18 protein-coding genes are annotated in these 26085 nt (G+C 43.3%); 12 read left to right on the forward strand and 6 right to left on the reverse strand.

The annotated features are described in order from the left end of the window. Positions 1-251: 251 nt before the first annotated feature. Positions 252-434 (reverse strand): hypothetical protein, encoded by a 183-nt coding sequence (locus DWW91_RS22640; protein WP_007657173.1) that lies wholly within the window; start codon positions 432-434, stop codon positions 252-254. Between the two features lie 506 nt (positions 435-940). Here DWW91_RS22640 and DWW91_RS22645 point away from each other — a divergent pair. Both DWW91_RS22645 and DWW91_RS22650 read left to right on the forward strand, forming a co-directional pair. After that, positions 941-1720 carry a DUF4469 domain-containing protein gene (locus DWW91_RS22645; RefSeq protein WP_010802906.1) on the forward strand — a complete coding sequence of 260 codons (780 nt, stop codon included), beginning with the start codon at positions 941-943 and terminating at the stop codon, positions 1718-1720. A gap of 170 nt (positions 1721-1890) precedes the next feature. Beyond that, positions 1891-4146, forward strand: coding sequence for a T9SS type A sorting domain-containing protein (locus tag DWW91_RS22650; protein WP_199722619.1), 2256 nt, complete (start codon positions 1891-1893; stop codon positions 4144-4146). Between the two features lie 195 nt (positions 4147-4341). Here DWW91_RS22650 and pgl read toward each other — a convergent pair whose 3' ends face one another. Genes pgl through DWW91_RS22670 form a run of 4 tightly spaced genes read right to left on the reverse strand, consistent with a single transcriptional unit; the run spans position 4342 to position 9400 of the window. Continuing rightward, positions 4342-5043 (reverse strand): 6-phosphogluconolactonase, encoded by a 702-nt coding sequence (pgl, locus tag DWW91_RS22655; protein ID WP_122328977.1) that lies wholly within the window; start codon positions 5041-5043, stop codon positions 4342-4344. Positions 5044-5057: 14 nt separating this feature from the next. Next, positions 5058-6527, reverse strand: a complete 1470-nt coding sequence (gene zwf, locus DWW91_RS22660) for a glucose-6-phosphate dehydrogenase (RefSeq protein WP_122329013.1) — start codon at positions 6525-6527, stop codon at positions 5058-5060. Between the two features lie 15 nt (positions 6528-6542). Next, positions 6543-7997: a decarboxylating NADP(+)-dependent phosphogluconate dehydrogenase gene (gene gnd / locus DWW91_RS22665; protein WP_007656224.1), complete on the reverse strand. Its 1455-nt coding sequence runs from the start codon at positions 7995-7997 to the stop codon at positions 6543-6545. A 23-nt stretch (positions 7998-8020) separates the two neighbouring features. Next, positions 8021-9400, reverse strand: a complete 1380-nt coding sequence (locus tag DWW91_RS22670) for an FAD-dependent oxidoreductase (RefSeq protein WP_122328978.1) — start codon at positions 9398-9400, stop codon at positions 8021-8023. A gap of 627 nt (positions 9401-10027) precedes the next feature. Between DWW91_RS22670 and glyA the strand changes: the two genes are divergently transcribed. Further along, entirely contained in the window at positions 10028-11308 is a 1281-nt protein-coding gene (gene glyA, locus DWW91_RS22675; RefSeq protein WP_122328979.1) for a serine hydroxymethyltransferase, read from the forward strand. A gap of 180 nt (positions 11309-11488) precedes the next feature. Beyond that, positions 11489-13837 (forward strand): family 20 glycosylhydrolase, encoded by a 2349-nt coding sequence (locus DWW91_RS22680; RefSeq protein WP_007656218.1) that lies wholly within the window; start codon positions 11489-11491, stop codon positions 13835-13837. 60 nt (positions 13838-13897) lie between these two features. Here DWW91_RS22680 and DWW91_RS22685 read toward each other — a convergent pair whose 3' ends face one another. Further along, complete coding sequence (locus tag DWW91_RS22685) at positions 13898-16366, reverse strand: alpha-L-arabinofuranosidase C-terminal domain-containing protein (RefSeq protein WP_122328980.1); 2469 nt, start codon at positions 16364-16366, stop codon at positions 13898-13900. Between the two features lie 191 nt (positions 16367-16557). On the opposite strand from DWW91_RS22685, the gene DWW91_RS22690 reads away from it, so the two are divergent. Genes DWW91_RS22690 through DWW91_RS22725 form a run of 8 tightly spaced genes read left to right on the forward strand, consistent with a single transcriptional unit; the run spans position 16558 to position 26078 of the window. Then, positions 16558-16923, forward strand: a complete 366-nt coding sequence (locus DWW91_RS22690) for a PleD family two-component system response regulator (RefSeq protein WP_007656214.1) — start codon at positions 16558-16560, stop codon at positions 16921-16923. A gap of 35 nt (positions 16924-16958) precedes the next feature. After that, a complete protein-coding gene (locus DWW91_RS22695; RefSeq protein ID WP_370449607.1) occupies positions 16959-18140 on the forward strand; it encodes a sugar transferase in 1182 nt (393 codons plus the stop codon). A gap of 11 nt (positions 18141-18151) precedes the next feature. Then, positions 18152-18919 carry a TolC family protein gene (locus tag DWW91_RS22700; RefSeq protein ID WP_122328981.1) on the forward strand — a complete coding sequence of 256 codons (768 nt, stop codon included), beginning with the start codon at positions 18152-18154 and terminating at the stop codon, positions 18917-18919. Between the two features lie 53 nt (positions 18920-18972). Then, positions 18973-21078, forward strand: coding sequence for a hypothetical protein (locus DWW91_RS22705; RefSeq protein ID WP_233584556.1), 2106 nt, complete (start codon positions 18973-18975; stop codon positions 21076-21078). An 8-nt stretch (positions 21079-21086) separates the two neighbouring features. After that, on the forward strand, positions 21087-22541 hold the full coding sequence (locus DWW91_RS22710) for an O-antigen ligase (protein WP_122328983.1): 1455 nt from the start codon (positions 21087-21089) through the stop codon (positions 22539-22541). Next, a complete protein-coding gene (locus tag DWW91_RS22715) occupies positions 22538-23770 on the forward strand; it encodes a glycosyltransferase family 2 protein (protein ID WP_122328984.1) in 1233 nt (410 codons plus the stop codon). The genes DWW91_RS22710 and DWW91_RS22715 overlap by 4 nt, the downstream gene beginning before the upstream one ends. 2 nt (positions 23771-23772) lie before the next feature. Next, on the forward strand, positions 23773-24900 hold the full coding sequence (locus DWW91_RS22720; protein WP_122328985.1) for a glycosyltransferase family 1 protein: 1128 nt from the start codon (positions 23773-23775) through the stop codon (positions 24898-24900). Further along, entirely contained in the window at positions 24897-26078 is a 1182-nt protein-coding gene (locus tag DWW91_RS22725) for a glycosyltransferase (protein WP_122328986.1), read from the forward strand. The genes DWW91_RS22720 and DWW91_RS22725 overlap by 4 nt, the downstream gene beginning before the upstream one ends. The last annotated feature ends 7 nt before the right edge of the window (positions 26079-26085 follow it).

Raw genomic sequence — 26085 nt, forward strand, 5'->3', positions numbered from 1 at the left:
TAACATTACAAAGCTAGCGGCTGCAAAAGAAGTAACCTATAAGAAAAGAATGAAGCTGACAGAATGGGAAGTGAAATGTACGAATCAGCTTTTAAACGGAAAAGAGAGAAAGGGCGTAAAGAACAAAATCCGGGAAAAGTCAGAGCCGCACATCTTCGTGTAAAGGGTCATACATGCGTTGTAAAAGGGGGTACATGTGTCTGGTCTGAAGACTGACAGGCTCCTGTGCGCGACTTTTCCCGGAATTTTTTTTAGGGGACATCATTCTTTTCATTGAAGTCGTCTGCCTCCTGGTTTCCGCCTTCAATGGTTTCCGTGACGTCTTTCACGTCGCCCGATGTATAGCTATCAGACAGGACAGAGGCATCCGAAGCCATCGCCTCGTCGGTCAGTTCGGCACTCTCGTCCCACAATGTTCGCATTATCTTTGTCATAACCTTTGATTTTATTTGTTAGTACATTATTCTAACAAGACTGCCGCGCAAAAGGTTGAAAAAGGAAAGCAATTTCTGAGAAATAAACAGCTTATTTATCACAGGTCCCTTTGTAACCGGTGGAATCAGAGCGACATAGTTCATGAAGAACTACGTTTATAATGTGGGCAAATATAAGGATTATTTCGGGGTGCGCAACATACGATGGCTTGTTTTTTAGGGGGAGATAAGAATAAATATCTATTAGGGGACGCAAACGACGCAAAGAACGCAGATGCATGCAGAGAAAGATTGATTATTAAAAAGTCTGCGAGCGTCTGCGCCTTCTGCGTCGTTTGCGTCCCCTAACACCGTTCTGTTTTGGTACCAACGAGGTACCGGAGAGGGTTTCACAAGGGGATGCTACAAAAGGAAAAACTGATGTTATTCAACAGAAATTCTCCATAAAACGGTTCATTATCAATAGGAATGCTAGAGTTCTTCATGAACTAAAATACCCAATAAACATGGCAAAAGACGAACCTAAACGGAGAAGCATCATCGGCACACTGGTCGATAACAAATTGACCGAGCGCGAAGACGACTCCACCATCAACATCACTTATGTGGGCCGACGCTCTATCGACGGCCTGTGCAGCCTTGCCGCCAAAGCAGGCAGCAAATTTTCAGCTTCCGAGCTGCTGACCGCTTACAAGGATATCGAAAAGCAGGCGAAGGAAGAAGTATACTCAGGTGCTACCGTCGAATTCGGTTTCGCCAACAACTCCCTGGGAGTCGAAGGCGCCGTGATCGGCCCAGGCGCCGGTTTCGATCCCGCCGTCAACCGCGTGGTTATGCGCTGCATCCCGTTGGTAGGACTCCGTCCTGAGCTCGACATGATCGACGTGATTATCAACGGCACCAACGAAGGAATGCCGACCGTCACGACCCTCTACGACGTGTTCACCAAGACGACCAACGCGAAGCTCACGCCCGGCAACACGCTCAACGGCAAAGGCAACCGCGTAAAAATCGCCGGCAGCGAAGGCAAGGAAGTAGGCTTCTTCTTCATCGACGCTACCGACGAAACAAAGGTCGTAGCCGTACCCGAGACAGCCATCTCGCGCAACGAGCCGTCAAACTTTGCCTTCATCATCCCCGCACTGCCCAACGGCAACTACTATCTGGAGATAGCGACACAATACGGCGGGCAGAGCACAAAAATATTGAAAGAAGTACGCCGTAGCCGCTTTCCCTATCTGCTTCAGGTAGGTTCGGGCGGAAGTGACCGTCCCGAAATAGAGTGACCGGCCCCCTCCATCCTCCCTCCCCGTAAAAGTCCGGAGGTCGGACCTTATAAGGTCCGGCACCCGGACTCGGGAAGGTCCGACACCAAGACCCGGGAAGGTCCGGTTACCGGACCAAACGCTCCCGAGGCTATAAACCATCGAAAATACTATATTAATCATTTATACGTATGAATACAACAGAACTACGCTCCCTGGCAACCCGCCGTTTACTCGCCGGGTTGTTTTTTGTTATTATGGCGGCAACACCCTTAATAGCACACGCCGCTCCGACCGGTGAAGGGTGGAACGGCAAGATAGCCGACAAAATCGAAAATGCCGCCGGCAATTCCGGCGACACAGCCGATAAACCTATCTTCATCAAAAAGGCCGCCGAACTGGCCTATCTGGCACAGCAGGTAAATGCGGGAGGCTATGTATTGGAGTTTAGCGATGGAAGCAAGATTGACAACGCCAGTGAAATCACCAAACGCGGTTTTTCCGGCTACTACTTCTCCCTCTCCAATGACATTAAGCTGGAGGGAGGAAACTGGATACCGATAGGAGATGACAACAGCTTCCGAGGCCACTTCGATGGCAAAGGACATACAGTGGATGGACTGAGAGTGGACGTTGTTAAAGAGAATTCATCAGAAAATACGTCCGATAATACGCCTGCATACGCCGGATTATTCGGTTATGTTGAAGATGGCACGCTCTGTAACCTGGGTGTCCGCCTGCATGAAGATGGTATAAAGGCAGTTTCAAATAATAACGATGCCTTTGCCGGAGGAATTGTAGGACTTCAAATTGGATTTGAAGATAACACCCTTCTCCGTAATTGCTTCGTAGTTGGAAACGGGAAGGTGGAAGCTACAGCTGAATTCTCAGGCTTTGCCGGAGGAATAGCCGGATTGATAAGCTTTTCCGTCCCTAACTCCGCCACCCTCACCCATTGCTATGCAACAGTCGATGTCGAAGCAACAGCAAATATCACCTGTTGTGCAGGCGGCATTGCCGGAAGTTCCTACGGGCGCCTTTCCTACACCTATGCCACCGGAAGTGTAAAGACAAACAAGACCAACCAATATGCCGGCGGCATTTGCGGAGATATAGTCAGCGGAGAACTAACCCACAGCCTCGCCCTGAACAGCGAAGTAACAGCAAACGGCGCCAACGCCCACCGGATAGCCAGCAACTCTTTTCCGCCCGATCCTCCGTCTGACTTACTTCCCGTCCTCGACACCAACTACGCCCGCCCCGCCATGTTGCTGAATAACGGTTCAGATTCCGGTTCCACAACCGTAACCTCTCCCGACGGCACTTCACTCGACGGCGCAGACACCTGGCTCGACACCTTCGCCGACAACCTGGCAAGCGACGATGCCACCAACGAAGGCTGGAAATCCGGCGCCTGGACATGGCCTACCGCCCCGTCCACGCTGCTCCCCAAACTGGCCCTCGTCACCTTCGACGACTCCGGTACCCCCAACGGCTTCACCCCCTGGCCGGCACCAGCTACAACGGTAACTTCCGGCACTTTAGGTTCCCCGGTAATTTCAGTCGCCCAACCCGACCTCGATGCAGCCGACTACCTTGTCAACCGTCCCCTCCTCCACGTCACCCAACCTGCTGAAGGAGGAACACTGGCCGTCTACCTCGCCGACCCGGCAAACCCGACGGCACCGGCTCCCGGTACGCCGACCCTCACCGACGGCACCAACGGCTCTGAAAGTATCCCCGTCGTCCCCGGCACCGCCCTCTGGCTCACCAACATCCCAAAGGCAGGCTACGACTTCAAAGCCTACCTCTCCGGCCCAGCCCCCGACGGCGTCACCCAACCCGTCAGCGGACAGTCACTCACAATGACCGCCGCCGACCTATGGATAACCGCCTCCTTCACCGCACAGGCACCGCCGCCGCCTCCAACGCCGGTCTACTACGACGTCACCCTTCCCTCCGTGGAAGGCGCCACGACCGACCCCGCCGCCGGCACGTACTCCGTCGAAGCCAAGGAGAGCTTCCGCTTCTTCCTCACCCTCGACGAAGCCTACTCGCAGTCGCAGCCCGTCGTCATCACCGACCGCGGTGAAACGATCACACCCCGCACGAGCGATGGGGCCTATATCGTGAAAACCGTCCACAGCGACGTCTCCATCTCAATCGCCGGCATCGTCGAAAACGACCCTGTCGCCAACGAGTCCATCGCCGCCCCCTCCGATGCCCTCCGCATCTGGACGGAGCCGGGTACCCTCTGCATCGACCTCGACATTACCAACCGCACAAGCACCGACACGGATACCGTTCCTTCCGTCCGCATCATCTCCGCCGACGGACGGCTGCTGCACGACTTCCGCCCTGTCCCCGGTCTGAACCGCCGCAATCTGGCCCCCGGCCTCTACATCATCCAGGCCGGCCAAACAGTCCGGAAGGTAATCGTGAAATAAGCGGGTAATAACCGGAAGGTAGTTCAAAAAAATCAGGCGGCTCCTACGTAAGGAGTCGCCTGATTGCTTTATTGATTGAATACGTTCATCCCTGCTCAAACTTGCCACATCTGCCACTTCTAGCAATTTGTCGAAGACAGCTTTACGTGCCTTAAAAGGCATTCTTTCCAATGTATCCGTATGCTTTAATAAATATTACAGCGTCGTATACACTATCGAATCCACCGCATACGACAGGATATAAGCTGCCGGCGTTGCATTCGTTATGGAATACCCCTTCTTCAATTCCTCTATTGCATCTGCTTTACCTTTGCCCAATACAGGGACCAGCAACGGCGAACCGTTCAGGATTAGCGGGCCCGTCATCGTGATGCGGAACTGTCCCGTTTCCGGATGCTGCGATACCGCATAATTGCGGCTGTCGGTCAGCAAGGGAAGATTGTCGGGGAAGATAGACGCCGTATGCGAATCTCCTCCTATACCCAGGATGATACAATCGAAATAGGGAAACTGGCCGTGACGCGGCAGATACTCCTTCACGATACGCGAATAACGCATAGCCTCCGTCCCCGGTTCCCCTTCGCCATGAATGCGGTGGATATGTTCGCTAGGAATGTGGAGCGGTTCGAACAACAGCTTGTTCGCATGACCGAAATTACTTTCCGTATCTGTCGGCGAAACGCAGCGTTCGTCCACCCAGAAGAAACGCATGTTGTTCCAGTCTATCTTATCTTTATATTCGTCCGCCCACAAGGCAAACATCTGTTTGGCCGTTTCACCACCCGACAGAGCCAGGTTGAACGGTTCATCATCCTCTTTACGGGCCATATAATCCATCAACTGGCGAGTCAATGCCCGTAATGCATCTTTGTTGTCTTTGTAATTCTCTATTTTCATATGCTTCATTATTATCAGCCGCACGAATCGCAGGGAGCTCCCATCGAATCTGCGCCTAGCATCATTCTTTCTATCGGACCATTCTGTCCCGGCTCATAGAAGAAGAGATTCTTCGAACCCTCTTCCTTCCAGTGATGCAGGATAGGGTCTATAAAACGCCAGCTTGCCTCCAACGCATCGCTGCGGGCATACAGGGTCGAATCGCCCAGCATGGCATCCAGCAACAAACGCTCATAGGCATCCGGCAAGTGAGTTTTTGAAAGCGAGTCGTAACGGAATTCCATCCCGACCTGCTTCACGGTGAATCCGGCTCCCGGCATCTTCAGTCCGAAACGCAGCGTGATGCTTTCGTCCGGCTGGATACGGATAACCAGCTTATTGCATGAACTGCCCGAACACTGCCCGGCGAAAAGCTGATGCGGTGTCGATTTGAAATGGATGACAATCTCCGACGACTTTTCCGGCAACTTCTTACCCGTAAAGAAATAGAACGGTACACCGCTCCAACGCCAGTTGTCAATGAAGAACTTCATGCCGACATACGTTTCGGTATTCGAATCGGGTGCAACATTCTTCTCCTCGCGATAACCGTCATACTGACCGCGGATTACCCATTCATTCATCTCACGAATCGTATAGGGACGGATAGCACGGAACACCTTCACAATCTCATCGCGAATCGGTTCCGGGTCGAACACGGCAGGCGATTCCATCGCCGCAAACGCCATCAATTGCATCAGGTGGTTCTGAACCATATCCCGCAAGGCGCCTGCCCCGTCATAATACTTGCCGCGGTTCTCCACACCTAGCGTTTCGGAGGCGCTTATCTCGACTGAATCCACATAATTCCGGTTCCAAAGGGGTTCGAAAATACCGTTGGAGAAACGGAGTACCAGGATATTCTGTACCGTCTCTTTTCCCAGATAATGGTCGATGCGGTAAATCTCCTCCTCTTCGAAAATACGGCAGAGATGTTTGTTCAGTTCCTGGGCCGTCTCAAGGCTTGTGCCGAACGGCTTCTCCACAATCACGCGGCGCCATCCGTCTTCCGTATCAGCCACATTCATGCCGTTTTCCTGAAGATACTTGGGTACCAATTCGTACATCAGCGGCGGAGTGGCCAGGTAATAGATAATCCTGTCCGGGATATTTTCCTGTTGCTGCAACGAATGGATACGGTCTTTCAGTTTTACATATTCGGCGGAGTTGGTTGAATCGAATGCCAGGTAGAACAGAATCCGGAGGAATTTATCCAGTTCTGCGCTGTTTGTTTCCTTATTTCCCCTTGCTTCCAGGATGTGTTTACGCTGTTCGGCACGAAACTCTTCGTCCGTGTATCCCGTACGGGCCGCACCCAATATAGCGAAATGTTCGGGTAACATATCGCCAATGAACAATTCAAAAAGTGCCGGAAGCAACTTGCGACCTGTCAGGTCGCCCGATGCTCCGAAAATAACCAGGAGTTGACTGTCTGCTCTTTTCATCATCAAGTCCCTCCTTTATACTGTATAAGTTCCTGAAACTGTGTTACCGCCTTCGCCCGTCCAGTTGGTGTGGAAGAAAATGCCGCGGTCACGATCTACTCTCTCATAGGTATGCGCACCGAAATAGTCACGCTGTGCCTGAATCAGGTTGGCAGCCGAATTGAGCGTGCGCAAGCCGTCGAAATAACTCAGGGCCGAACTCATGGCCGGCAAGGCTACGCCACTCAGGGCGCCTTCTGCAACCACCTTACGCCAAGAAGGCAAAGCGACCTGTATCTTGGTGCGGAAGAAGTCGTCGAACAGGAGGTTCTGCAACTCCGGATTCTTCCTGTACGCATCCGTAATCTTCTGCAGGAATACGGAACGGATGATACAGCCTTTACGCCATATCTGTGCAATCGTGCCGAAGTCCAGGTTCCATCCGTAACGTTCGGAAGCGCGGCGAATCAAAGAAAAACCTTGTGCATAAGAAATCAGCTTCGCAGCATACAAGGCCTGGCGAATCTCTTCAACATACAGGTTCTCACCCAGTTCGACAGGTTCGGGATACAATCCGGAAGCCTTTTCGCGTTCAGACGACAGGGCCGACAGCATACGGGCATAAACAGCTTCCGTAATCAGTGTCAACGGATCGTTTTCGTCCATCGCTGCGATGGCGCTCCATTTGCCGGTTCCTTTCTGTCCGGCGACATCCAGGATTTTGTCCAGCAACGGTTTGCCGTCTTCGTCGCGGAAGCGGAGGATATTCTTTGTAATCTCAATCAGAAAACTGTCCAGTTCCCCTTTGTTCCATTCTTCAAAGACGACAGCCATTTCGTCGTCATCCAGTCCTTTACGGTTCTTCAGCAAAGAATAGGCTTCGGAGATTAACTGCATGTCGCCATACTCAATCCCGTTATGCACCATCTTCACGAAATGTCCGGCACCGCCCGTGCCTATCCATTGACAACAGGGAGTCCCATCGTCGAGCTTGGCTGCAATGCCTTGCAATATGTCCTTTACAATTGGCCATGCTTCGGGAGAACCTCCGGGCATCACAGACGGGCCGTGCAGGGCACCTTCCTCGCCGCCTGAAATACCGCTACCGACAAAATAAAGACCTTTTGCCTCCACTTCCTTCACACGGCGTTCCGTATCGTGGAAATCGGAATTACCACCGTCAATAATCACATCGCCGGGCGACATGTGGGGCAGCAGTTGTTCAATCATCTCATCGACCGGAGCGCCTGCCTTAATCATCATCATGATGACACGCGGACGCTTAACGGCTTCCACCAGTTCCTCGATAGAATGGGCCGGGATAAAATTCTTCCCCTTGCCGCGGCCGTTCACAAAACGGTCCACCACCCCTTCCTCACCGGGGAAACTACGGTTATATACAGCAACGGTAAAACCTTTGCTTTCCATGTTCAGAGCCAGGTTCTCACCCATAACGGCGAGACCTATCAGTCCGATATCTGCTTTTTTCATGTTCTGTTCTATTTTATATTTCGTTATTTTATCAATGCAAACAAATCGTTCAACGATTCACTCATCGAAGGATGCGTATAAATGCTATCCCTCAGGAATGTGTAATCTTTTCCCGCCCGTATAGCCAGCGAGACGGTATTGATAACCTCCGTCGATTCGGCGCAGAAGAGGGTACAACCCAGTATCTCGCCTGTTTCCGTATCGACAATCGCTTTCAGTAGGCCATCCGTCTGCTCGAAAGTACGTGTTCGCGGGAATGCCGCCGCCGGAATCCGTGCGATACTTATCTTTCTTCCCGAACGCAAGGCCTCTTCTTCTCCCATACCGATACGCGACAAAGGCGGGTCGATGAAAACGGAGTAAGCCACAGCGACACGGTCATCTTTCGTACGGCGTCCGCTACCGAACAGTTCATCCTTTATCACCCGGTAATCGTCCAGGGAGATGTAAGTGAACTGGAGTCCGCCTGTCACATCGCCCATGGCCCATATATCGGGCACGTTCGTATGCAGGTGTTCGTCTACCACGATTGCACCACGGTCGGAAACCTGTATGCCTGCGGCTTCCGTATTCAGGTCCGTCGTGTTCGGACGTCGGCCGGTTGCCAGCAAAACGGCGTCAGCGGGAAGTTGCCGGAGCTCTCCTCCCACATTCTCTTTATATGTTATAACAGCTTCGGCTCCATTGTGTTCAATCGACTGCACCAAAGCGTTCAGATGAATAGTAATTCCTTTCTTTTCCAATACTGTTTTTACCGCCTCGGCGATATCGCGGTCTTCACGGGCAATAAACTTGTCGCCCCCTTCGAGCACGGTTACTTCGGAACCGAAGCCGGCAAACATGGAGGCAAACTCAAGGCCGATGTAACCACCGCCTACAATCACCAGCCGGCGCGGTAGCTTATCCAGTTCCATGATAGAAGTACTGGTATAAACATACGGATTACCTTCCAGTCCCTTGATTGACGGAATAATGGTGGAAGCGCCCGTATTGATGAATATCTTTTCGCCCTCCAGGAGAAGGGTTTCATTGCCTGCTTTCACTTCTATTTCATGAGGAGAACGAAAAGAAGCGATACCGGTATAGACCGTGACGGTGTCTTTCGAATCGAGGTTATCGAAATTCTTTTTGCGTAAAAAGGCAGTCAGTTCCCTTTTTCCGGCAATAGCATTCCGGAATTCCTCTGCGTATTGCTCAAAAGAAGAGGGTTTCCTGTATTGAGTTACTTTCGACATGTGTACCAGCCTTTTTGTCGGTATACAACCTATATTGATACAAGTTCCGCCATACATACCAGCCGAACGTTCAATAATGGCTACGTTCCAGCCTCTCGTTCCCAACTCTGCGGCCAAAGTCTTGCCGGCCTTACCAAACCCAATGATTATCGCATCATACTTTTTCATCTTTCGTTTCTCCTCTTTTAAGTTAGTTATTAACAGAACATTCGTTTTAACCTAATTGTTCGTAAAATTTATCTATATTCCAATATTTATTATCTATCAGCCTCCCCGCTTAAAACGCAAAGGATGACAATACAAAAGTAGAGAAAGCGACTAGTTAAGGGAATGGTCATTTTTCCTATTGAGTTGGCAATTTGTCATTCACTGGGGAGCAAAATTCCGGACACTACGGAGCGGCTTCAGTTTCCTGCTTAGGAAACGCGAGTTTCTTCCGCAGGAAACTGGAGTTCCCCAGGCAGGAAATTGCAGTTTCCTAGGCAGGGAACTGGAGTTTCCTAAACGCGAAACTACGAGGAAACTGTAATCAGCTGAGCAATAATACACTAATACAAAATTGAGGAATAGTAAGAAAACAGATTCTATTACCTCTTGACAGCCGAAATAAGTAACATCATTTCCACAAATACAGAGAACGACAAAGATAGGCACAAAAACGGCCTCATTCCTGCCTTTCTCTATTTATATTTTGATAACAATTAGACTATATATACAGAAATTTATCGTAAATTTGCGACGATTCTCTCATTTTGATAAGCAGAGAACTCATTGCAATAACCAATTTTACATGTAATGAAACAAGACAAGATCATTTTCGACATCATTGAAAAAGAACATCAGCGCCAGTTGAAAGGTATCGAGCTGATTGCTTCTGAAAACTTTGTGAGCGACCAGGTGATGCAAGCCATGGGAAGCTGCCTGACCAACAAATACGCCGAAGGTTATCCCGGCAAGCGTTATTATGGTGGTTGCGAGGTAGTAGACCAGAGCGAAACGATTGCTATCGAACGGTTGAAACAAATCTTCAATGCTGAATGGGCAAATGTCCAGCCTCACTCGGGAGCACAGGCAAATGCAGCCGTATTCCTGGCAGTTCTTAACCCAGGGGATACATTCCTCGGTTTGAATCTGGCACATGGCGGCCACCTTTCTCATGGTTCTCCCGTAAATAGTTCAGGTATCCTATATAAAGCAACAGAATATAACGTAAAAGAAGAAACCGGACGCGTCGATTACGACCAGATGGAAGAAGTTGCACTGCGCGAAAAACCGAAATTGATTGTCGGTGGCGGTTCTGCTTATTCACGTGAATGGGATTACAAACGTATGCGCGAAATTGCCGACAAAGTAGGCGCCCTGTTGATGATAGACATGGCTCACCCTGCCGGTCTGATTGCTGCAGGTTTACTGAACAACCCGTTGGAATATGCCCACATCGTAACTTCTACGACTCATAAAACGCTGCGTGGTCCGCGCGGAGGTATCATTCTGTTAGGCAAAGACTTCGAAAACCCATGGGGAAAGAAGACTCCGAAAGGCGAAATCAAAAAGATGTCGCAGTTACTCGATTCAGCCGTATTCCCGGGTATCCAGGGAGGTCCGCTGGAACATGTGATTGCTGCTAAAGCCGTTTCTTTTGGCGAAGCACTGGAACCGGAATACAAAACATACCAGGCTCAGGTGAAGGCAAATGCGGCTGCTATGGCTAAAGCATTTATCGACAAGGGGTATAAGATTATTTCCGATGGTACGGACAATCACAGTATGCTGATCGACCTGCGTAAGAAATTCCCTGAACTGACCGGTAAGGTAGCTGAAAAAGCATTGGTTGCTGCCGACATCACTGTCAATAAGAACATGGTTCCGTTCGACAGCCGTTCAGCATTCCAGACTTCAGGTATCCGTGTCGGTACTCCGGCTATCACAACCCGTGGTGCCAAAGAACCGCTGATGGCTGAAATCGTTGAATTAATCGACACTGTTCTTTCTGCTCCCGAATGTGATAAGACAATCACCGCTGTTCGCGAAAAAGTAAACAGCATCATGAAAGAATATCCAATCTTCGCATGGTAAAATACCTTGTATAGGGCCGGCACTAAACCGCTGTCCCTATACATTATATTATATATAGTATATAAATACCGTATAAGCGGCAAAAATATCTGTTTAACCGGAGTAAATACCGGGACGACCGCTAGGGCCGCCCCTACGAAAAACAAAATTCACAATTATCTATAAACTTATCTTTATAACATGAAGAAGCTCGTTTCAATGTGTGCAGGCGCAGCACTATGTATCCTTGCGTCATGCAGCGAAGGGCCTACAAAACAGATGCCTTATAATCAGGGTATCAATGTAATTCCTGTACCTGTAAGTCTGACTCAGAACGAAGGAGTCTTTAAAGTTGGCAAAAATATGGCTTTCCAGGCTTCCACTCCGGAAGCTAAGACTGTGGCTGAATTTTTTGCTTCTAAAATGAATCTGGCAACAGGTTATCAGGTAACAGTCGGCGACAAAGAAGTTTCTAACGGGATTTCATTGCTCATCGACGAATCACTGGACGTAAATAACGAGGGTTACACACTCGACGTAACTGCCAATGGAGTCGTTGTAAAAGCTAAAACTCCGCAAGGTTTGTTCTACGGTATGCAGACATTCATGCAACTGTTGCCGGCAGAAATCGAAAGTCCGGTTGTTGTAAACGGTATCGCATGGACCACTCCATGTGTTTCCGTAAAAGACGAACCGCGTTTCGGATACCGTGGCTTCATGCTTGACCCGTGCCGCCATTTCATTCCAGTTGAAAACGTAAAAAAACAGATTGACGTATTATCCCTGTTCAAGGTCAACCGCATGCACTGGCACTTAACAGACGACCAGGGCTGGCGTATCGAAATCAAGAAATATCCGAAACTGACAGAAGTCGGAGCAAAACGTATCGAAGGCGAAGGCACTGAGTACGGCGGCTTCTATACACAGGAAGAAATCAAGGAAGTTGTGAAATATGCAGCCGATCGCTTCATCACAGTTATTCCTGAACTGGAACTTCCGGGACACGAAATGGCTGCTATCGCCGGTTATCCTGAATTGTCTTGTAAAGGCGAACCGGGTACTCCGCGTATCATCTGGGGTGTTGAAGACATCGTAATGTGTGCCGGCAAAGAAGAAACATTCAAGTTCCTGGAAGACGTGATTGATGAAATCGCCCCGTTGTTCCCCAGTGAATATTTCCATATCGGAGGTGACGAATGTCCGAAGATCAGCTGGAAAGAATGTCCGCTATGCCAGAAACGTATCAAGGAAGAAGGCTTAAAAGGCGACAAACAGCACAGCGCGGAAGAACGTTTGCAGAGTTACTTCGTACAACGTATGGAAAAATATCTTTCCGGCAAATACGGAAAGAAAATCATTGGTTGGGATGAAATTCTGGAAGGTGGTCTTGCACCGTCTGCAACTGTTATGTCATGGCGTGGTGAAGCCGGCGGTATCGCTGCTGCTAACATGGACCACGATGTGATTATGACTCCGGGAAGCGGTGGTATGTATCTCGACCAATATCAGGGAGATTCCAAAATAGAACCGGTAACTATCGGCGGATATGCTACGATTGAAAAGGTATACAGCTATAACCCGATTCCCGACACATTGGTTACAACAGGCAAAGCCCAGCATGTAATCGGTGTTCAGTGTAACAACTGGTCGGAATATATGTACAACACCGATTTGATGGAATATCGCATGTATCCTCGTATGTTGGCTTTGGCCGAAATCGGATGGAGTCCGCTAAACCGTAAGGATTATAAAGATTTCGAACGCAGACTTGATAATGCTTATGTTCGTCTGGATGCACACAACATCAACTATCATATCCCACAACCGGAACAGCCGAATGGCTCATGTAACTTCGTTGCATTTACGGATAAAGCATCTCTGGCATTCAAAACAACTCGCCCTGTCAAAATGGTATATACAATCGACGGAACAGAACCGACTGCCGAATCAACTGTTTACTCTGCTCCTATCGAATTCACAGAATCAGGCATATTGAAAATCCGCTCCGTATTACCTTCCGGTAAAATGAGCAAGACTCGTACAATCACCGTAGAAAAGCAGGCCCTGGCTCCGGCTAAGGAAGTTGCTAAAACAACTCCGGGACTGGAAATGCAGGTTACTGACGGTATGTTCCTTGAATCATCGAAACTGGCTGACGTAAAAGAATGGAAGAAATCGACCATGAAAGATTTGCGCGAACTTACCAGCGTTGTCAAGACCAGCGAATCAATGAGAGGCGTTAAACAGTATGCTGCCGTTGCAACCGGTTATGTAAATATTCCGGAAGATGGCGTTTACTATATCTCTTCTGACAACGAAGAAGTTTGGATTGACGGCAAACTGCTAATCAACAATGGCGGTGAAGTAAAACGTTTCTCACGCCACGACACTTCTGTTGCTTTGGCTGCCGGCCTGCATGAAATCAAAGTGGTATTCCTCGGACATATCATCGGCGGATGGCCTTCCAACTGGAATGACGGCAGTGTAAAACTGCGTAAAGCGGATGCAGAAAGATTCACCCGTATCACTCCGGAAATGCTGGTTCATTAATCACATTTTGGTAATCACAAAAAAGGCCCTGGACGTCACTGTTCAGGGCCTTTCTTTATCTTAATCGACTTTCATCTTCATAATGGTAATCGAGTTGGGCGGGAAAGAATAAACCATCGGTCCACCCAGAGAGAAAGTGATATTCTTCGATACCGGAACAATCCGGGTCGGATTATCAAATGTATTACGCACCAAAGGATCGCCGGTCAATTGAAGGATTTCCGCATCATTTTTGACACTAGCACCTTTTATATTCAATTCCGTCTTTTCTTCATGTTGTGTCGTATTTACGACTTTCAGTATAATCGTATTGGTCTCCTTCTCCAATGTGGCAACAGAAACCAGCGACGGCAGCGGAGGCAATACAACCTCATGCACCAATTTGTCCTCGACATAACAACTTACGGCTTCATCCTTACAAACCACTTTCACATCATACCAACGGTTGCTTTCAAAAGAATAAGGTTCAGGAGAACGCAATGTGTCTTTAACGGCACCGGCAGAACGATAGAACTCACAGGTTCCGGGAGCAATGGAAACTGCAATATGATCGTTGGCCTCTCCTTCTTTTCCATTATCCCGCACACGAAGCTGAATCTGTCCGCTTCCTTTATTCCTTCTCACTCTCATGGAAAAAGTGTAATCGTGGGCTGTCGAATCGCCCATTAAGATATAATTCCAACGGTTGGCATCGGGAGTTAATGTACCGTTATTTACTTTCCAGCCTCCGGTCCTGACTATCGCATCCGTTACAGGTTTGCCATCAATCCGCACATCTTCAAAGTCATAACTGTTATCAAACAGTTCGATTCCTGCATATCCGAATGTAACCTGGGGCCTGCTGTATGTTTCTATTTCTGTTTTCAGCAAATCATCTCCCCGGTTATCCGAAAACATCTTCATCATATAATAAGAAGGAGACCCGATTGCACTGTTATTATTAAAAGAAATAGCCGGATATCTCTGAAAATCATAATTTACATTTCCCAATACCGGTGCATAGGCCAGGTGTTTTACCACTTCCGGACTACTCTCCACACCAAGCAGAAAACAGGCTTCTCCTATCGCCGCCCGCAAAGTTCCTTGCAAAGAGACATCGCCCATACTGAACTCACCGATGAAAACCGCAGGAAATCTTCTCAGATATTGCCCGGTCTCGTATCTGTCATGATTTGCGATAAGGAAATCTTCACCGGAATAAAAATGATAATCAGTCCACTCGTTACGGTTTTTCCCTGAAATAAATGAACTCTTAATCACAGTAATTTCAGGATAAGCCTCATTAATAGCTTTTTTAAAAAGGTCAAAACGCTTTGAATATTCCTGCCCATAATTCTCACTCCCAATCTCTATGTATTTCAAGTCAAACGGCTCCGGATGCCCATTCCTGGCACGCATAGCACCAAAAGTCGAATCAGCAGGCTGATTGGCATAAGCAATCGCATCCAATGCATCCTGAACCAACTTGTTCATAGCTGTAATATCCTCATAACGCGGCCGGCGGCTTTGGCTTGTCACCCCGCTATTAATCACATACAGCGGTTCCGCATCCAAATCTTCGCACATTTGCAGATATTCATGATACCCCATACCGTTGGTCGAACCATACGCCCATATATTCCAGAAATTCCTGCGTGTAGAAATATCTCCAATGGTTTCATGCCAGACCGGATACGTTCCGGCCGTATAACCTTCTACAAAACTTCCTCCCGGAAAACGGACAAACTGGGGATTCAACGAGGAAATCATCTCCATTAAATCAGGACGCAGACCGTTAGGCCTGTCTTTCCATGTTTTTTGAGGAAATAGAGAAACCATATCCATCCAGAATACAATAGAAGTATCTGCCGTAATAGCCAAAACAGCATTATTTGTGCTTTCCGAAGCAGTAAACGTATGTTTGTATTTCCTCCATTCATATATCGGAGAAACATCAAAAGTTTCACTCAAAGGTGTTTCTGCCACAGAATCGCCTAAAAAGACACGAACCTTTTTAGGAATCATCGACCCACCTTTCAGATATAAGGACAATTCATATTTTTCACCCTCACGTATGGAAAGTCCATTATAACCGGTTGCAACTACGCCTCCTCTCCCGGTTTCCGAAGAAGCGGCAACAGAAACCAATAAAGAGCGTTTATTTTTATCATTAATCAACTCCTTATTATCAGGCCATATACTGGTATTTGAAGAAATTTTCCGCCAGCCGGGTGTTGAATCGGGACGAATAAAAGGAATCGTCCATCCGTTAGGTGTGCTTAATACATTTCGCTTGGCATCATAAGGGCAGTTTAAAGGAGGCACTCCATCCTCAAAACTGCGGTTTTGTATCATCTCCGCATATACTCCCCCATCAATGGCATGGTTTATCTCTTCAATTGTTACTCCATACAAATTTTTATTAACAGGAACAGAAAAGCCGTCCAAATCAATTATTATTGAAGATGTAACAGGCATTTCCGGCTGACAACCGGAAAGCATAGCGGCGAGTATAATGCTTATATTTAATACTTTAAAGGGTATATTCATTTCTTTATTTATCAATTCAAAATAACGACTAGATTTCGCCTTGCAAACTTAAAGAATAATTTTCATATATAACATTCTTTGGAGAAAAGACTATTCTCCAGGAAAAACCTTTGATTTTTATACGTTTTATTAAATAATTATTTTAATTTTGTGCATTGAAGCAAATAAAAACAGCACTAGTATATAAAAACATGAAACAGTCAATTCTATTGGTTGATGATAAGCCGGAGATAGCAAAGATTATAATGCTTTATTTATCTTCTCTATATGACGTCACATATAGAGAAAATCCGATTAAAGCTATAGCCTGGCTTAATGAAGGAAATATTCCTGACGGAGTGATATCCGATTTGAATATGCCCGAAATGAGTGGAGAAGAATTCTTATGTTATCTAAAGGCGAATGCTCTTTTTAATCACATTCCGGTATTGATTCTGTCAAGCGTTGAAAGTAGCGCGAACAGAATACGTCTTTTTGAAGAAGGGGCAGAAGATTTTATTCTGAAACCTTTTAATCCTGAAGAATTAAGGGTTCGGGTAAAAAGACTTTTGAGATAAATAACTAAACGCTAGGGTAAATAACAACATTTTGTATGGAATATATCTTTTGGGGACATAATATTCCTCTTGCCGCTCACTTACGTGAAACTTTGCAATGCAAAATCATCGAATGTATCACCTTCCAGCAGATAAAATCTTGTCTGTCCAGTATTGAATACATTGATTTTTGTGTTTTTATGGAGAGGTCCGATATGGCAACAGATATACCAACTATTGCCCAACTGCATAAGTTATATCCTACCCTATACATTATTTTAATCAGTGAAACGTTAAGTAAGGAAGAGAAAATTCCTTATCTGAGAGCCGGCACTGATTGCATGATATCAAAGAACACCTCCAAGGATGATTTGCAGAAATTATTTTCTGTCATTATTGATTTCAAAGAAAAGGAAAAAGCCAGAAAAGATAATCAGATATCATCTTTGACAGAATTCAGACTTCCTTTATGGAAACGAACATTCGATATCCTGGCTTCGGGGTCAGCTATTCTTTGTTTATCCCCGATACTTATTCTGACGGCATTAGCTATTCGTACCGAAAGTAATGGAAAGATTGTATATAAATCGAAACGTGTAGGCAGCAACTATAAGATTTTTGACTTTTACAAGTTCCGTTCCATGTATTCGGATGCTGATAAACGGCTGGCTGAGTATCAGCAATTAAATCAGTATACCAAAAATATAGCCGAAGAAGAGTTTAAAGACTCTTCTTCGGCTGCTGAGATATCTCAGCAATCCTGTTCCAGCGAACAGAAACAAGAACAGGAACAGGATATACTTTTATTTTCGGACAACCTAAGTACCTCCGAAAATAACTACCTAAAAACTAAACGAACCGAACGTTCTAATGCCTTCTTCAAACTGGAAAACGACCCACGAATCACTCGCGTCGGTCATTTCATTCGAAAATATAGTATTGATGAACTTCCGCAATTATTCAACATCCTAAAAGGTGATATGTCTGTTGTAGGAAACCGTCCTCTCCCCCTTTACGAAGCCGAATTGCTTACAAGCGACGAATATGTGCAACGTTTCATGGGTCCTGCCGGACTGACCGGACTATGGCAAGTCGAAAAACGGGGTGGTGCAGGAAAAATGTCTGCCGAAGAGCGGAAACAACTGGATATCAAGTACGCGAAAGAGTTTTCTTTCGGTATGGATATGAGGATCATTATAAGAACGTTTACGGCGTTTATCCAAAAGGAGAATGTATAGTACTAAAGAAGATGAAAAAATTACTGATATTCATATTATTATTTACTCATATATCATATAACTTCGGGCAAAATAAAATAACGACAGTTGAAAATGATATATCAGTAACTAATGTCGATTCTATCCAAACGGTATTAGATAATTACGAACAAGTCGAATTACCTCCGCTTTCCGTTTTTCTGGCATCGGCCTACGATCACCCCTCTGTCCGGATATATGAGGCCAAACGTGATGAAGAAAAGGCTACATTAAAAGAAACTCAAAGTAAATGGCTTAATTATTTTCGTGTTTCCGGTTTATATCAATACGGCCAATTAGCGGCTCTCACTAAAAATACAGATGTGGAAACTTCAATGTATGCATTCGACACCAAAGCACAAAATCAATTTAATATAGGGATGGTCCTATCCATTCCTATCGGTGATTTATTGGGACAGAAACAAAAAAATCGAGCACAAAAAGCTCGGCTTCGCCAAATAGAATACGAATACGAAATATCAATTGAAGAAAGAAAATTAAAAATTCTTGAAGCATATAATCAAGTTATCCAGCAACTAGCTGTTTTGAAGGCTAAATCCGATGCTGCTGCATTATATAATGCACAAATGAAGATATCAGAACAGGATTTTATCAATGGGAAAATCAGTATTATCGACCTCTCTCTGGAAAGAAGCAGGCGTTCTTCAGCCGTTGTTTCGTACCAAGAAGGAAGAGCAACCTTGCACAATACCATTACACTACTAGAAATGCTGACAAACGTAAAAGTAATGAATAAATAAATATGAATGTACCCCTTTATATTGTACGTTTTCTGCACAGAATACGCTATCAAATGATCTTTGGAAGTTTGATAGTAACTGCTTTAGTGGCTTACTTCTCACAATTTATTCAAAAAAAATATACTGTAAATACTAGTATATATACTGGTATTGCCTCTACATCAGGATTGGAGGAAGATAATAGACTTAACTTTTTTGAACTAAACAGTACTTTCGACAACCTGATCAATTTGACAAAAGCTAAAGGTACCCTGGAAAAAGTTTCAATCCATTTATTTGCAATAAACATGATCAACGGAGATTCTGAAAAAGACAATCTTTATATTACAGCCAAGAATTACAAAGCGTTAACTAAAATTGTTCCAGCAGAAGTTATAAAGTTAATTGATAAGAAATCATTAACTAAAACAGTTGAAAATCTAAATAAATACAAGAAAGAGGAACCTGGTAATTTTTTATTTGGTCTCTTCAATTGGAACCATCCAAATTATAGCTATAATGCACTTAAATCCGTATCTGTAAAACGCATAAATAACAGTGACTTAATAGAAATATCCTTTCAATCGGCAGATCCGGGTATAGCAATGAATACTGTAAAACTCATTACAGAAGAATTGATGCAATCATATGATGGAATACGTTATAAATCTGCGAACGATGTTGTCTTATATTATGAGAAAGAGTTAAAGGTATTACGTAGTAAACTCGATCAAATGGAAAATTCTCTAACCCAATATAATATAGATAATAAAGTAATCAACTATACTGAACAAACAAAAGCGATTGCTATTGCATACACCAATTACGAGGACCGATATGAAGCGTCTTTACGTGAATATGAAAGTTCATCCAGACTGATAGCCCAATTAGAAAAACAAATGGATACTCGTACTAAGTTATTCAAAACAAATACAGAATTTATCGAAGCCTTAGATCGTATATCGACTATTAATGGAAAAATAACCGAAATTGAAACATTCAGTAGTAATAATGCACAAGATAATAATCCTCAATTATTACAATACAAAGAAAAAATGAATGAAACAGAGAAAGAAATAGAAAAACTTTCCAATAATATAAATGAATATAAATATTCAAAAGAAGGTATTGCCATAGAAACAATGGTTAACCAATGGTTGACGGAAGTAATACGAAATACGAAAGCAAAAGCCGAATTGGACATTCTCAATAAAAGGAAAAAAGAGTTTGCAGAACAATATAAAACATATTCTCCTATCGGAACTCAGATAAATAGAAAAGAACGAGAAATACGCATTACAGAAGAATCATATTTGGAAGTGTTGCATGGATTGAATCTGGCAAAGTTGAAACAAAAAAACATTCAACTGACTTCGGCTACATTGAATGTAATTACACCAGCTACTTTCCCCTTGATAAGTAATGGAAGTAAACGTGGCATTTTAGTTATGGCAGCTTTTATGGGTAGCATCATTTTTATTATGGGATGTAATCTGATCATAGAGTTACTGGACCGGACTTTACGTGACGCAGAACGTACACAACGACTGACAAATACTCCTGTTTTAGGTGCATTTACAGGAAATATGCAACTGAGATTCCGAGGTTACCGAAAAGCATGTAACCGAATATCCGCCAATTATGCCTGTAACAAATTAAATAGTAAATTAGTTCCTGGAAAACCGATGATCATAAATTTGCTCAGTTTAGAAAGCAGAGAAGGTAAAACATTTATAGCAAACTACTTAAAAGAAGAATGGGAAGAGCAAGGATTAACCGTAAAATATTTGACAGCTGGCAAAGATTTCCCTTTAAATGTATCTTATTTATTAACAGATGGTTTTAATCAATTTTTAACAGAAAAAGAGATACCCAATATTCTGATAATAGAATATCCAGCTATTCTAAAAAGCAATATTCCTTCAACTTTACTTACCCAAGCCTCATTTAATATAGTTATAGCTAATGCCTGCAGAGTCTGGAAAAACAGTGATGAAGTTTCTCTGAATCACTTAAAAGAAAGATCTGCCTCTGTCCCACTTTATATTTATTTAAACAATTCAACCAGAGAGGCTGTAGAAGATTTTACTGGGCAACTACCTCCTTATTCTTCCATGCGTACTCTCAGTAGCCGGTTACTCTATTTAGGATTAACGACTCAAAATACTGCTGTAAAATAGAATTATATATGGAAAACAACACTAATATAATACAAATAAAGTTTTTCCCGATACTTTTATTACTGGGGTTAACCGGTATTGTTATATCGTTGCTTACCAATAACATAATTTTATTAGGAGGACTTATTTGCTTTCCTATACTGTTGATAGCTGGCTATCAAGTTTTATGCAAACCATTAATTCTATTTCTAATTATATTCACCATCAATTATTATTTGATAGGATTAACTCGATATGTAGATTTAAGTGGTATCAGTTTTCTTATGGATATCTTAATGATATCCACTTTATTACTCATCATTATCCATAGTGCACTTCTAAAAAATATAGACTGGAAATATGGGCTGAACACACTTACTGTCGGTTCTTTCATATGGATGCTTTATTGTTTAGCCCAAATTATAAATCCAACCGGTATGCTCCAGGCATGGATTCTGTCGAGAGGATTAATAATAAACGGATTTTTAATTTCGCTGTTAGTCTCATTACTATGCATAAAATATAAGACTGTTAAATTAATACTGTTCATGTTATCAATTTTTGCATTGACTGCATTTTTAAAAGCTGCTATGCAAAAATTCATAGGATTTGACAGAGGAGAACAATTATGGTTAAACCGAGGAGGGGCCATAACCCATTTGATAGCCAGTGGTACACGTTATTTTTCTTTCTTCACTGACGCTGGCAACTTTGGCTCTAATATGGGATGTACAGGTGTTATTTTTACAATCGTAGCTTGCTATATTAAATCCAAACCATTAAAAATATATTATGCTATTGTTGCAATTGCCAGCCTATATTCAATGTTCCTATCCGGAACTCGCGGAGCAATGATTGTTCCTTTAGGGGGATTAGCTTTATTCACGATATTAAGTAAGAATATCAAAGTAATGACAATAGGGAGTTTTAGCCTGTTATTTATCTATGTTTTCTTTGCATTCACGATGATCGGACAAAATAACCCGCAGATACGTCGAATGCGCACAGCGTTTACACCAACAGAAGATGGATCTTTTAATGTCAGAAAGGCTAATCAAGAACGCTTGGCTGAATACTTAAAGAATAAACCGTTTGGAGAAGGAATAGGACTTTCCGGAGTGGAAAATCAAAAAATGTCTTATCGTTTTACAACCACTATACCTCACGATTCCTGGTATGTAAAAATATGGGTTGAAACAGGTATAGTAGGACTTATTCTTTACCTTGGTTTTTTGTTTATCTCAATAGCACATGGTGCCTGGATCATTATGTTTCGCATCAAAAATAAAGAACTCAAAGGATTGTTAACCGGACTTTTATGTGGAGTGACAGGTATGTTGCTTAGTGCCTATGGAAACGCTTTTTGGGGACAATATCCAACTTGTATTGTAGCTTTTACGGGACTTGCTCTTGTATTAAAAGGAATATATTTTGACGCTGAAATATCAAACAACAATAATAATAAAATAATACAAAATATATGATAGAAGATATAATAAATATAATAACAAACTGGACCAGCAATAATGAAAAGATCTTCTACATGGGAGATGCTGTTTTGTTTCTTGTATTCCTTGTATCAGTACTGTATTTATTCGTTTTTGCATTATTCTCTATAAAAAAGAAAACATATACATACCCTACCGCCAGAAAAAAATATAGTTTTGCAGTCTTATTTCCTGCTTATAAAGAAGATTCTGTTATATTACATTCTGTAAAGGATTTTTTAAAAAACGAATATCCCCGGGATCTATACGATGTCATTGTTATATCTGACCAAATGTCTGAAGAGACTAATAAAAAATTATTGAATCTCTCAGCTAAAGTAGTGGAAATTAAAAATGCCTCCAGCACTAAGACCAATGCTTTGAGAAAGGCCGTCGAATATATAGACAATGGAACGGTAAAATATGACGTAGTCGTTATTCTTGATGCTGATAACCTAACGGACAACGATTTCCTGGAAAAAATTAATGATGCATTTTATTCTGGTTGTTCCGCTGTCCAGACTCACAGAGTCGCCAAAAACAGAGACACAAATATTGCAGTTCTCGATGCCGTTAGTGAAGAAATAAATAATTCTATTTTCAGAAAAGGACATACACAGATCGGATTCTCTTCAGCATTGATCGGCTCCGGTATGGCTTTTGAATATGAACTGTTTAAAGATTGTATTATGTCTTCCAAACATATAGGGATAGATAAACAGCTGGAACAAATACTGTTACTACAAAATATATACATCGAATATTTAGAAGTCGTATATACGTATGATGAAAAGGTTGCCAATAAAAACAGTTTTTATGATCAACGCAGAAGATGGTTGTCCAATCAGTTCCATAATCTGTTTTACGGATTGAAAAATATACCATTAGCTATATTAAAAGGAAATTGGGATTATTGCAATAAACTATTCCAATGGATGATGCCGCCCCGAATCGTCCTATTGGGTCTTATAGTAATTATTGCAGTAATTATGACAGTAATAAATTGGCCTTTATCCATCAAATGGTGGGGGTTGTTTCTTTTGTTATGTATAACATTTAGCCTGGCAGTACCCGACTATTTGGTAGACAACCGCTTTAAAAAGGCATTAGTATCTCTACCTTTAGTCTTTATTCTTATGTGTTTAAATTTTTTTCGCTTGAAAGGAGCTAATAAAGAATTTATTCATACCCGACATTCTAACACATCAAATTCTTCAAATACTTAGTTATGAGAATTGCCATAGAAGCCCAACGGATATTCCGTCCCAACAAACATGGAATGGATTTTGTAGCTCTGGAAAGTATACGGGAACTACAACGGATAGATAAAAAAAATGAATACTTCATCTTTGTCAGTCCGGGAGAAGATCGCTGTTTATATGAATCAGACAATGTTCACATCATCGAGTTAAATTGTCCGACTTACCCGTTATGGGAACAAATAGCCTTGCCACGTGCCGTATCCAAAATAAAACCGGATTTATTGCATTGTACGAGTAATACAGCACCAATCAACAGTCCGGTACCATTGATCCTTACTTTGCACGATATTATTTTCCTCGAACCTCGGCAAAGCAACAATAAATCACTCTATCAAAATATGGGTTGGTATTACCGTAGGTTGGTAGTTCCACGAATACTCCCCACATGTCAGAAAATTATTACGGTGTCCCATTTCGAACGAAATCGGATCAAAGAAACATTGAGACTATCCGAAGACCAAATAGTAACGGTTTATAACGGTTATAGTCGTTATTTTTTTCCTCGGGAAGAAACAAAGGCTATTACACAAAAGTATATACAAGCCGATAAATTCTTATTTTTTCTGGGTAATACAGATCCCAAAAAAAATGTTCCCCGCACATTAAAAGCCTATGCTTTATACCGGAAACGTTCGAAAGATCCTCTTCCTTTATTAATAGCTGATATCAGGGACGACATCCTGACCACTCTTTTAAAGGAACTCAAAATTGAGGATATACGACCTTTCATTTTTAGTCCGGGATACATACCCAATACAGACTTACCTCATTTGTATAGCGGTTCTTTTGCTTTTTTATATACATCATTAAGAGAAAGTTTCGGCATCCCCCTATTGGAAGCAATGGCTTGTGGTACCCCTGTTGTTACCTCCAATACTTCTTCCATGCCGGAAATAGGTGGAACTGATGCATTACTCTCCGACCCTACAAATGAAGAAGACATAACTAATAAACTGCTTTTACTGGAAAACAATCCAATGATATACCGGCAGCAAGTCGATTACGGTCTTGAGCGGGCCAAATTATTTTCATGGGAGAATACGGCCCAGAATTTACTTTCAATTTACCAACATATTAAATCTCAAAAGATATGATAGAAGGGAAAAATTTCATATTTACAGGTTTGCAACCCTGGGATATCTCCATTGGCTCAAATGCTAAAGACATTGCACAGGAGGTAGCAAAGCAGAATAAAGTACTTTACATAAATACACCATTAGATAAAAAAACATGTAATAATCAGGATGATTCACCGGAATTTATTCAGCGGAAAAATGTTATTTTCGGAAAATCACCGGTATTAAGACAAATAAATCCAAATCTATGGATATTAGATTATCCTTTCACTGTCTGGCCCGTCAGTTTTTTACCGGATGGGCCTATATTTGACTGGGTAAACAAGATAAACAATAAGCGCATGTATTCTTTTGTACAAAAGATATTGAAACAACTTCACTTCGATAAATACATTCTGTTTATCGACAATGACATCTATCGTAGTTTTTATGCCCGGGAAATGCTTCAACCGACCTACTCAATTTATTACAGGCGAGACAATTTGATATCAGCTTACTGGCAAAAGCATGCACCTAGATTAGAGCCTTTGCTGTGTAAAAAAAGTGATTTAGTTGTTGCTAATTCCATCCAGCTGGCAGAAGCCGTCTTGCCATACAATCCCAAAAGTTTTGATATCGGACAAGGGCTGAATTTAAGTCAGTATAATCATTGCACAGCTTATCCGATGCCCAAAGACTTGGAGTCAATACCATATCCCGTTGTAGGATATATCGGTTGGATCACAAGCCGTAGGCTAGACGCTGATCTTCTATACCAAATAGCACAAGAATGTTCGGATATTAATTATGTTTTGGTAGGAAAAGAAGATGATTTATTTAAGGGACATAAATTACATACTTTAAAGAATGTCTTCTTTTTAGGCGAAAAACAACAAACACAAGTGCCTGCTTATATTGCTCATTTTGACATATGTATAAACCCACAAAAAATAAATGAAATAACAATCGGTAATTACCCACGTAAAATTGATGAATACCTGGCATTAGGTAAACCAGTTATTGCGACACGAACAAAGACAATGAGTATTTTCGATCTGCATGTATGGAATTGTACTAATACAGATGAATACATAGCAGCAATAAGAGAAGCTCTTCAAACAAACAATCCGGAGAAAATACAGCAAAGAATTAAATTTGCACATACACATACCTGGAAAAACTCTGTTGACAAGATGTATTCATATATAAACTTATAAACAATTG

This window comes from Parabacteroides sp. AF17-3 (assembly GCF_003635445.1).
In the GTDB taxonomy this organism is placed as follows: domain Bacteria; phylum Bacteroidota; class Bacteroidia; order Bacteroidales; family Tannerellaceae; genus Parabacteroides; species Parabacteroides goldsteinii.

What these genes read in the sequence shown, in the direction of transcription:
- DWW91_RS22640 (WP_007657173.1), bottom strand. Translation starts at nt 434, where the DNA reads ATGACAAAGATAATGCGAACATTGTGGGACGAGAGTGCCGAACTGACC.
- DWW91_RS22645 (WP_010802906.1), top strand. Translation starts at nt 941, where the DNA reads ATGGCAAAAGACGAACCTAAACGGAGAAGCATCATCGGCACACTGGTC.
- DWW91_RS22650 (WP_199722619.1), top strand. Translation starts at nt 1,891, where the DNA reads ATGAATACAACAGAACTACGCTCCCTGGCAACCCGCCGTTTACTCGCC.
- pgl (WP_122328977.1), bottom strand. Translation starts at nt 5,043, where the DNA reads ATGAAAATAGAGAATTACAAAGACAACAAAGATGCATTACGGGCATTG.
- zwf (WP_122329013.1), bottom strand. Translation starts at nt 6,527, where the DNA reads ATGAAAAGAGCAGACAGTCAACTCCTGGTTATTTTCGGAGCATCGGGC.
- gnd (WP_007656224.1), bottom strand. Translation starts at nt 7,997, where the DNA reads ATGAAAAAAGCAGATATCGGACTGATAGGTCTCGCCGTTATGGGTGAG.
- DWW91_RS22670 (WP_122328978.1), bottom strand. Translation starts at nt 9,400, where the DNA reads ATGAAAAAGTATGATGCGATAATCATTGGGTTTGGTAAGGCCGGCAAG.
- glyA (WP_122328979.1), top strand. Translation starts at nt 10,028, where the DNA reads ATGAAACAAGACAAGATCATTTTCGACATCATTGAAAAAGAACATCAG.
- DWW91_RS22680 (WP_007656218.1), top strand. Translation starts at nt 11,489, where the DNA reads ATGAAGAAGCTCGTTTCAATGTGTGCAGGCGCAGCACTATGTATCCTT.
- DWW91_RS22685 (WP_122328980.1), bottom strand. Translation starts at nt 16,366, where the DNA reads ATGAATATACCCTTTAAAGTATTAAATATAAGCATTATACTCGCCGCT.
- DWW91_RS22690 (WP_007656214.1), top strand. Translation starts at nt 16,558, where the DNA reads ATGAAACAGTCAATTCTATTGGTTGATGATAAGCCGGAGATAGCAAAG.
- DWW91_RS22695 (WP_370449607.1), top strand. Translation starts at nt 16,959, where the DNA reads ATGGAATATATCTTTTGGGGACATAATATTCCTCTTGCCGCTCACTTA.
- DWW91_RS22700 (WP_122328981.1), top strand. Translation starts at nt 18,152, where the DNA reads ATGAAAAAATTACTGATATTCATATTATTATTTACTCATATATCATAT.
- DWW91_RS22705 (WP_233584556.1), top strand. Translation starts at nt 18,973, where the DNA reads ATGATCTTTGGAAGTTTGATAGTAACTGCTTTAGTGGCTTACTTCTCA.
- DWW91_RS22710 (WP_122328983.1), top strand. Translation starts at nt 21,087, where the DNA reads ATGGAAAACAACACTAATATAATACAAATAAAGTTTTTCCCGATACTT.
- DWW91_RS22715 (WP_122328984.1), top strand. Translation starts at nt 22,538, where the DNA reads ATGATAGAAGATATAATAAATATAATAACAAACTGGACCAGCAATAAT.
- DWW91_RS22720 (WP_122328985.1), top strand. Translation starts at nt 23,773, where the DNA reads ATGAGAATTGCCATAGAAGCCCAACGGATATTCCGTCCCAACAAACAT.
- DWW91_RS22725 (WP_122328986.1), top strand. Translation starts at nt 24,897, where the DNA reads ATGATAGAAGGGAAAAATTTCATATTTACAGGTTTGCAACCCTGGGAT.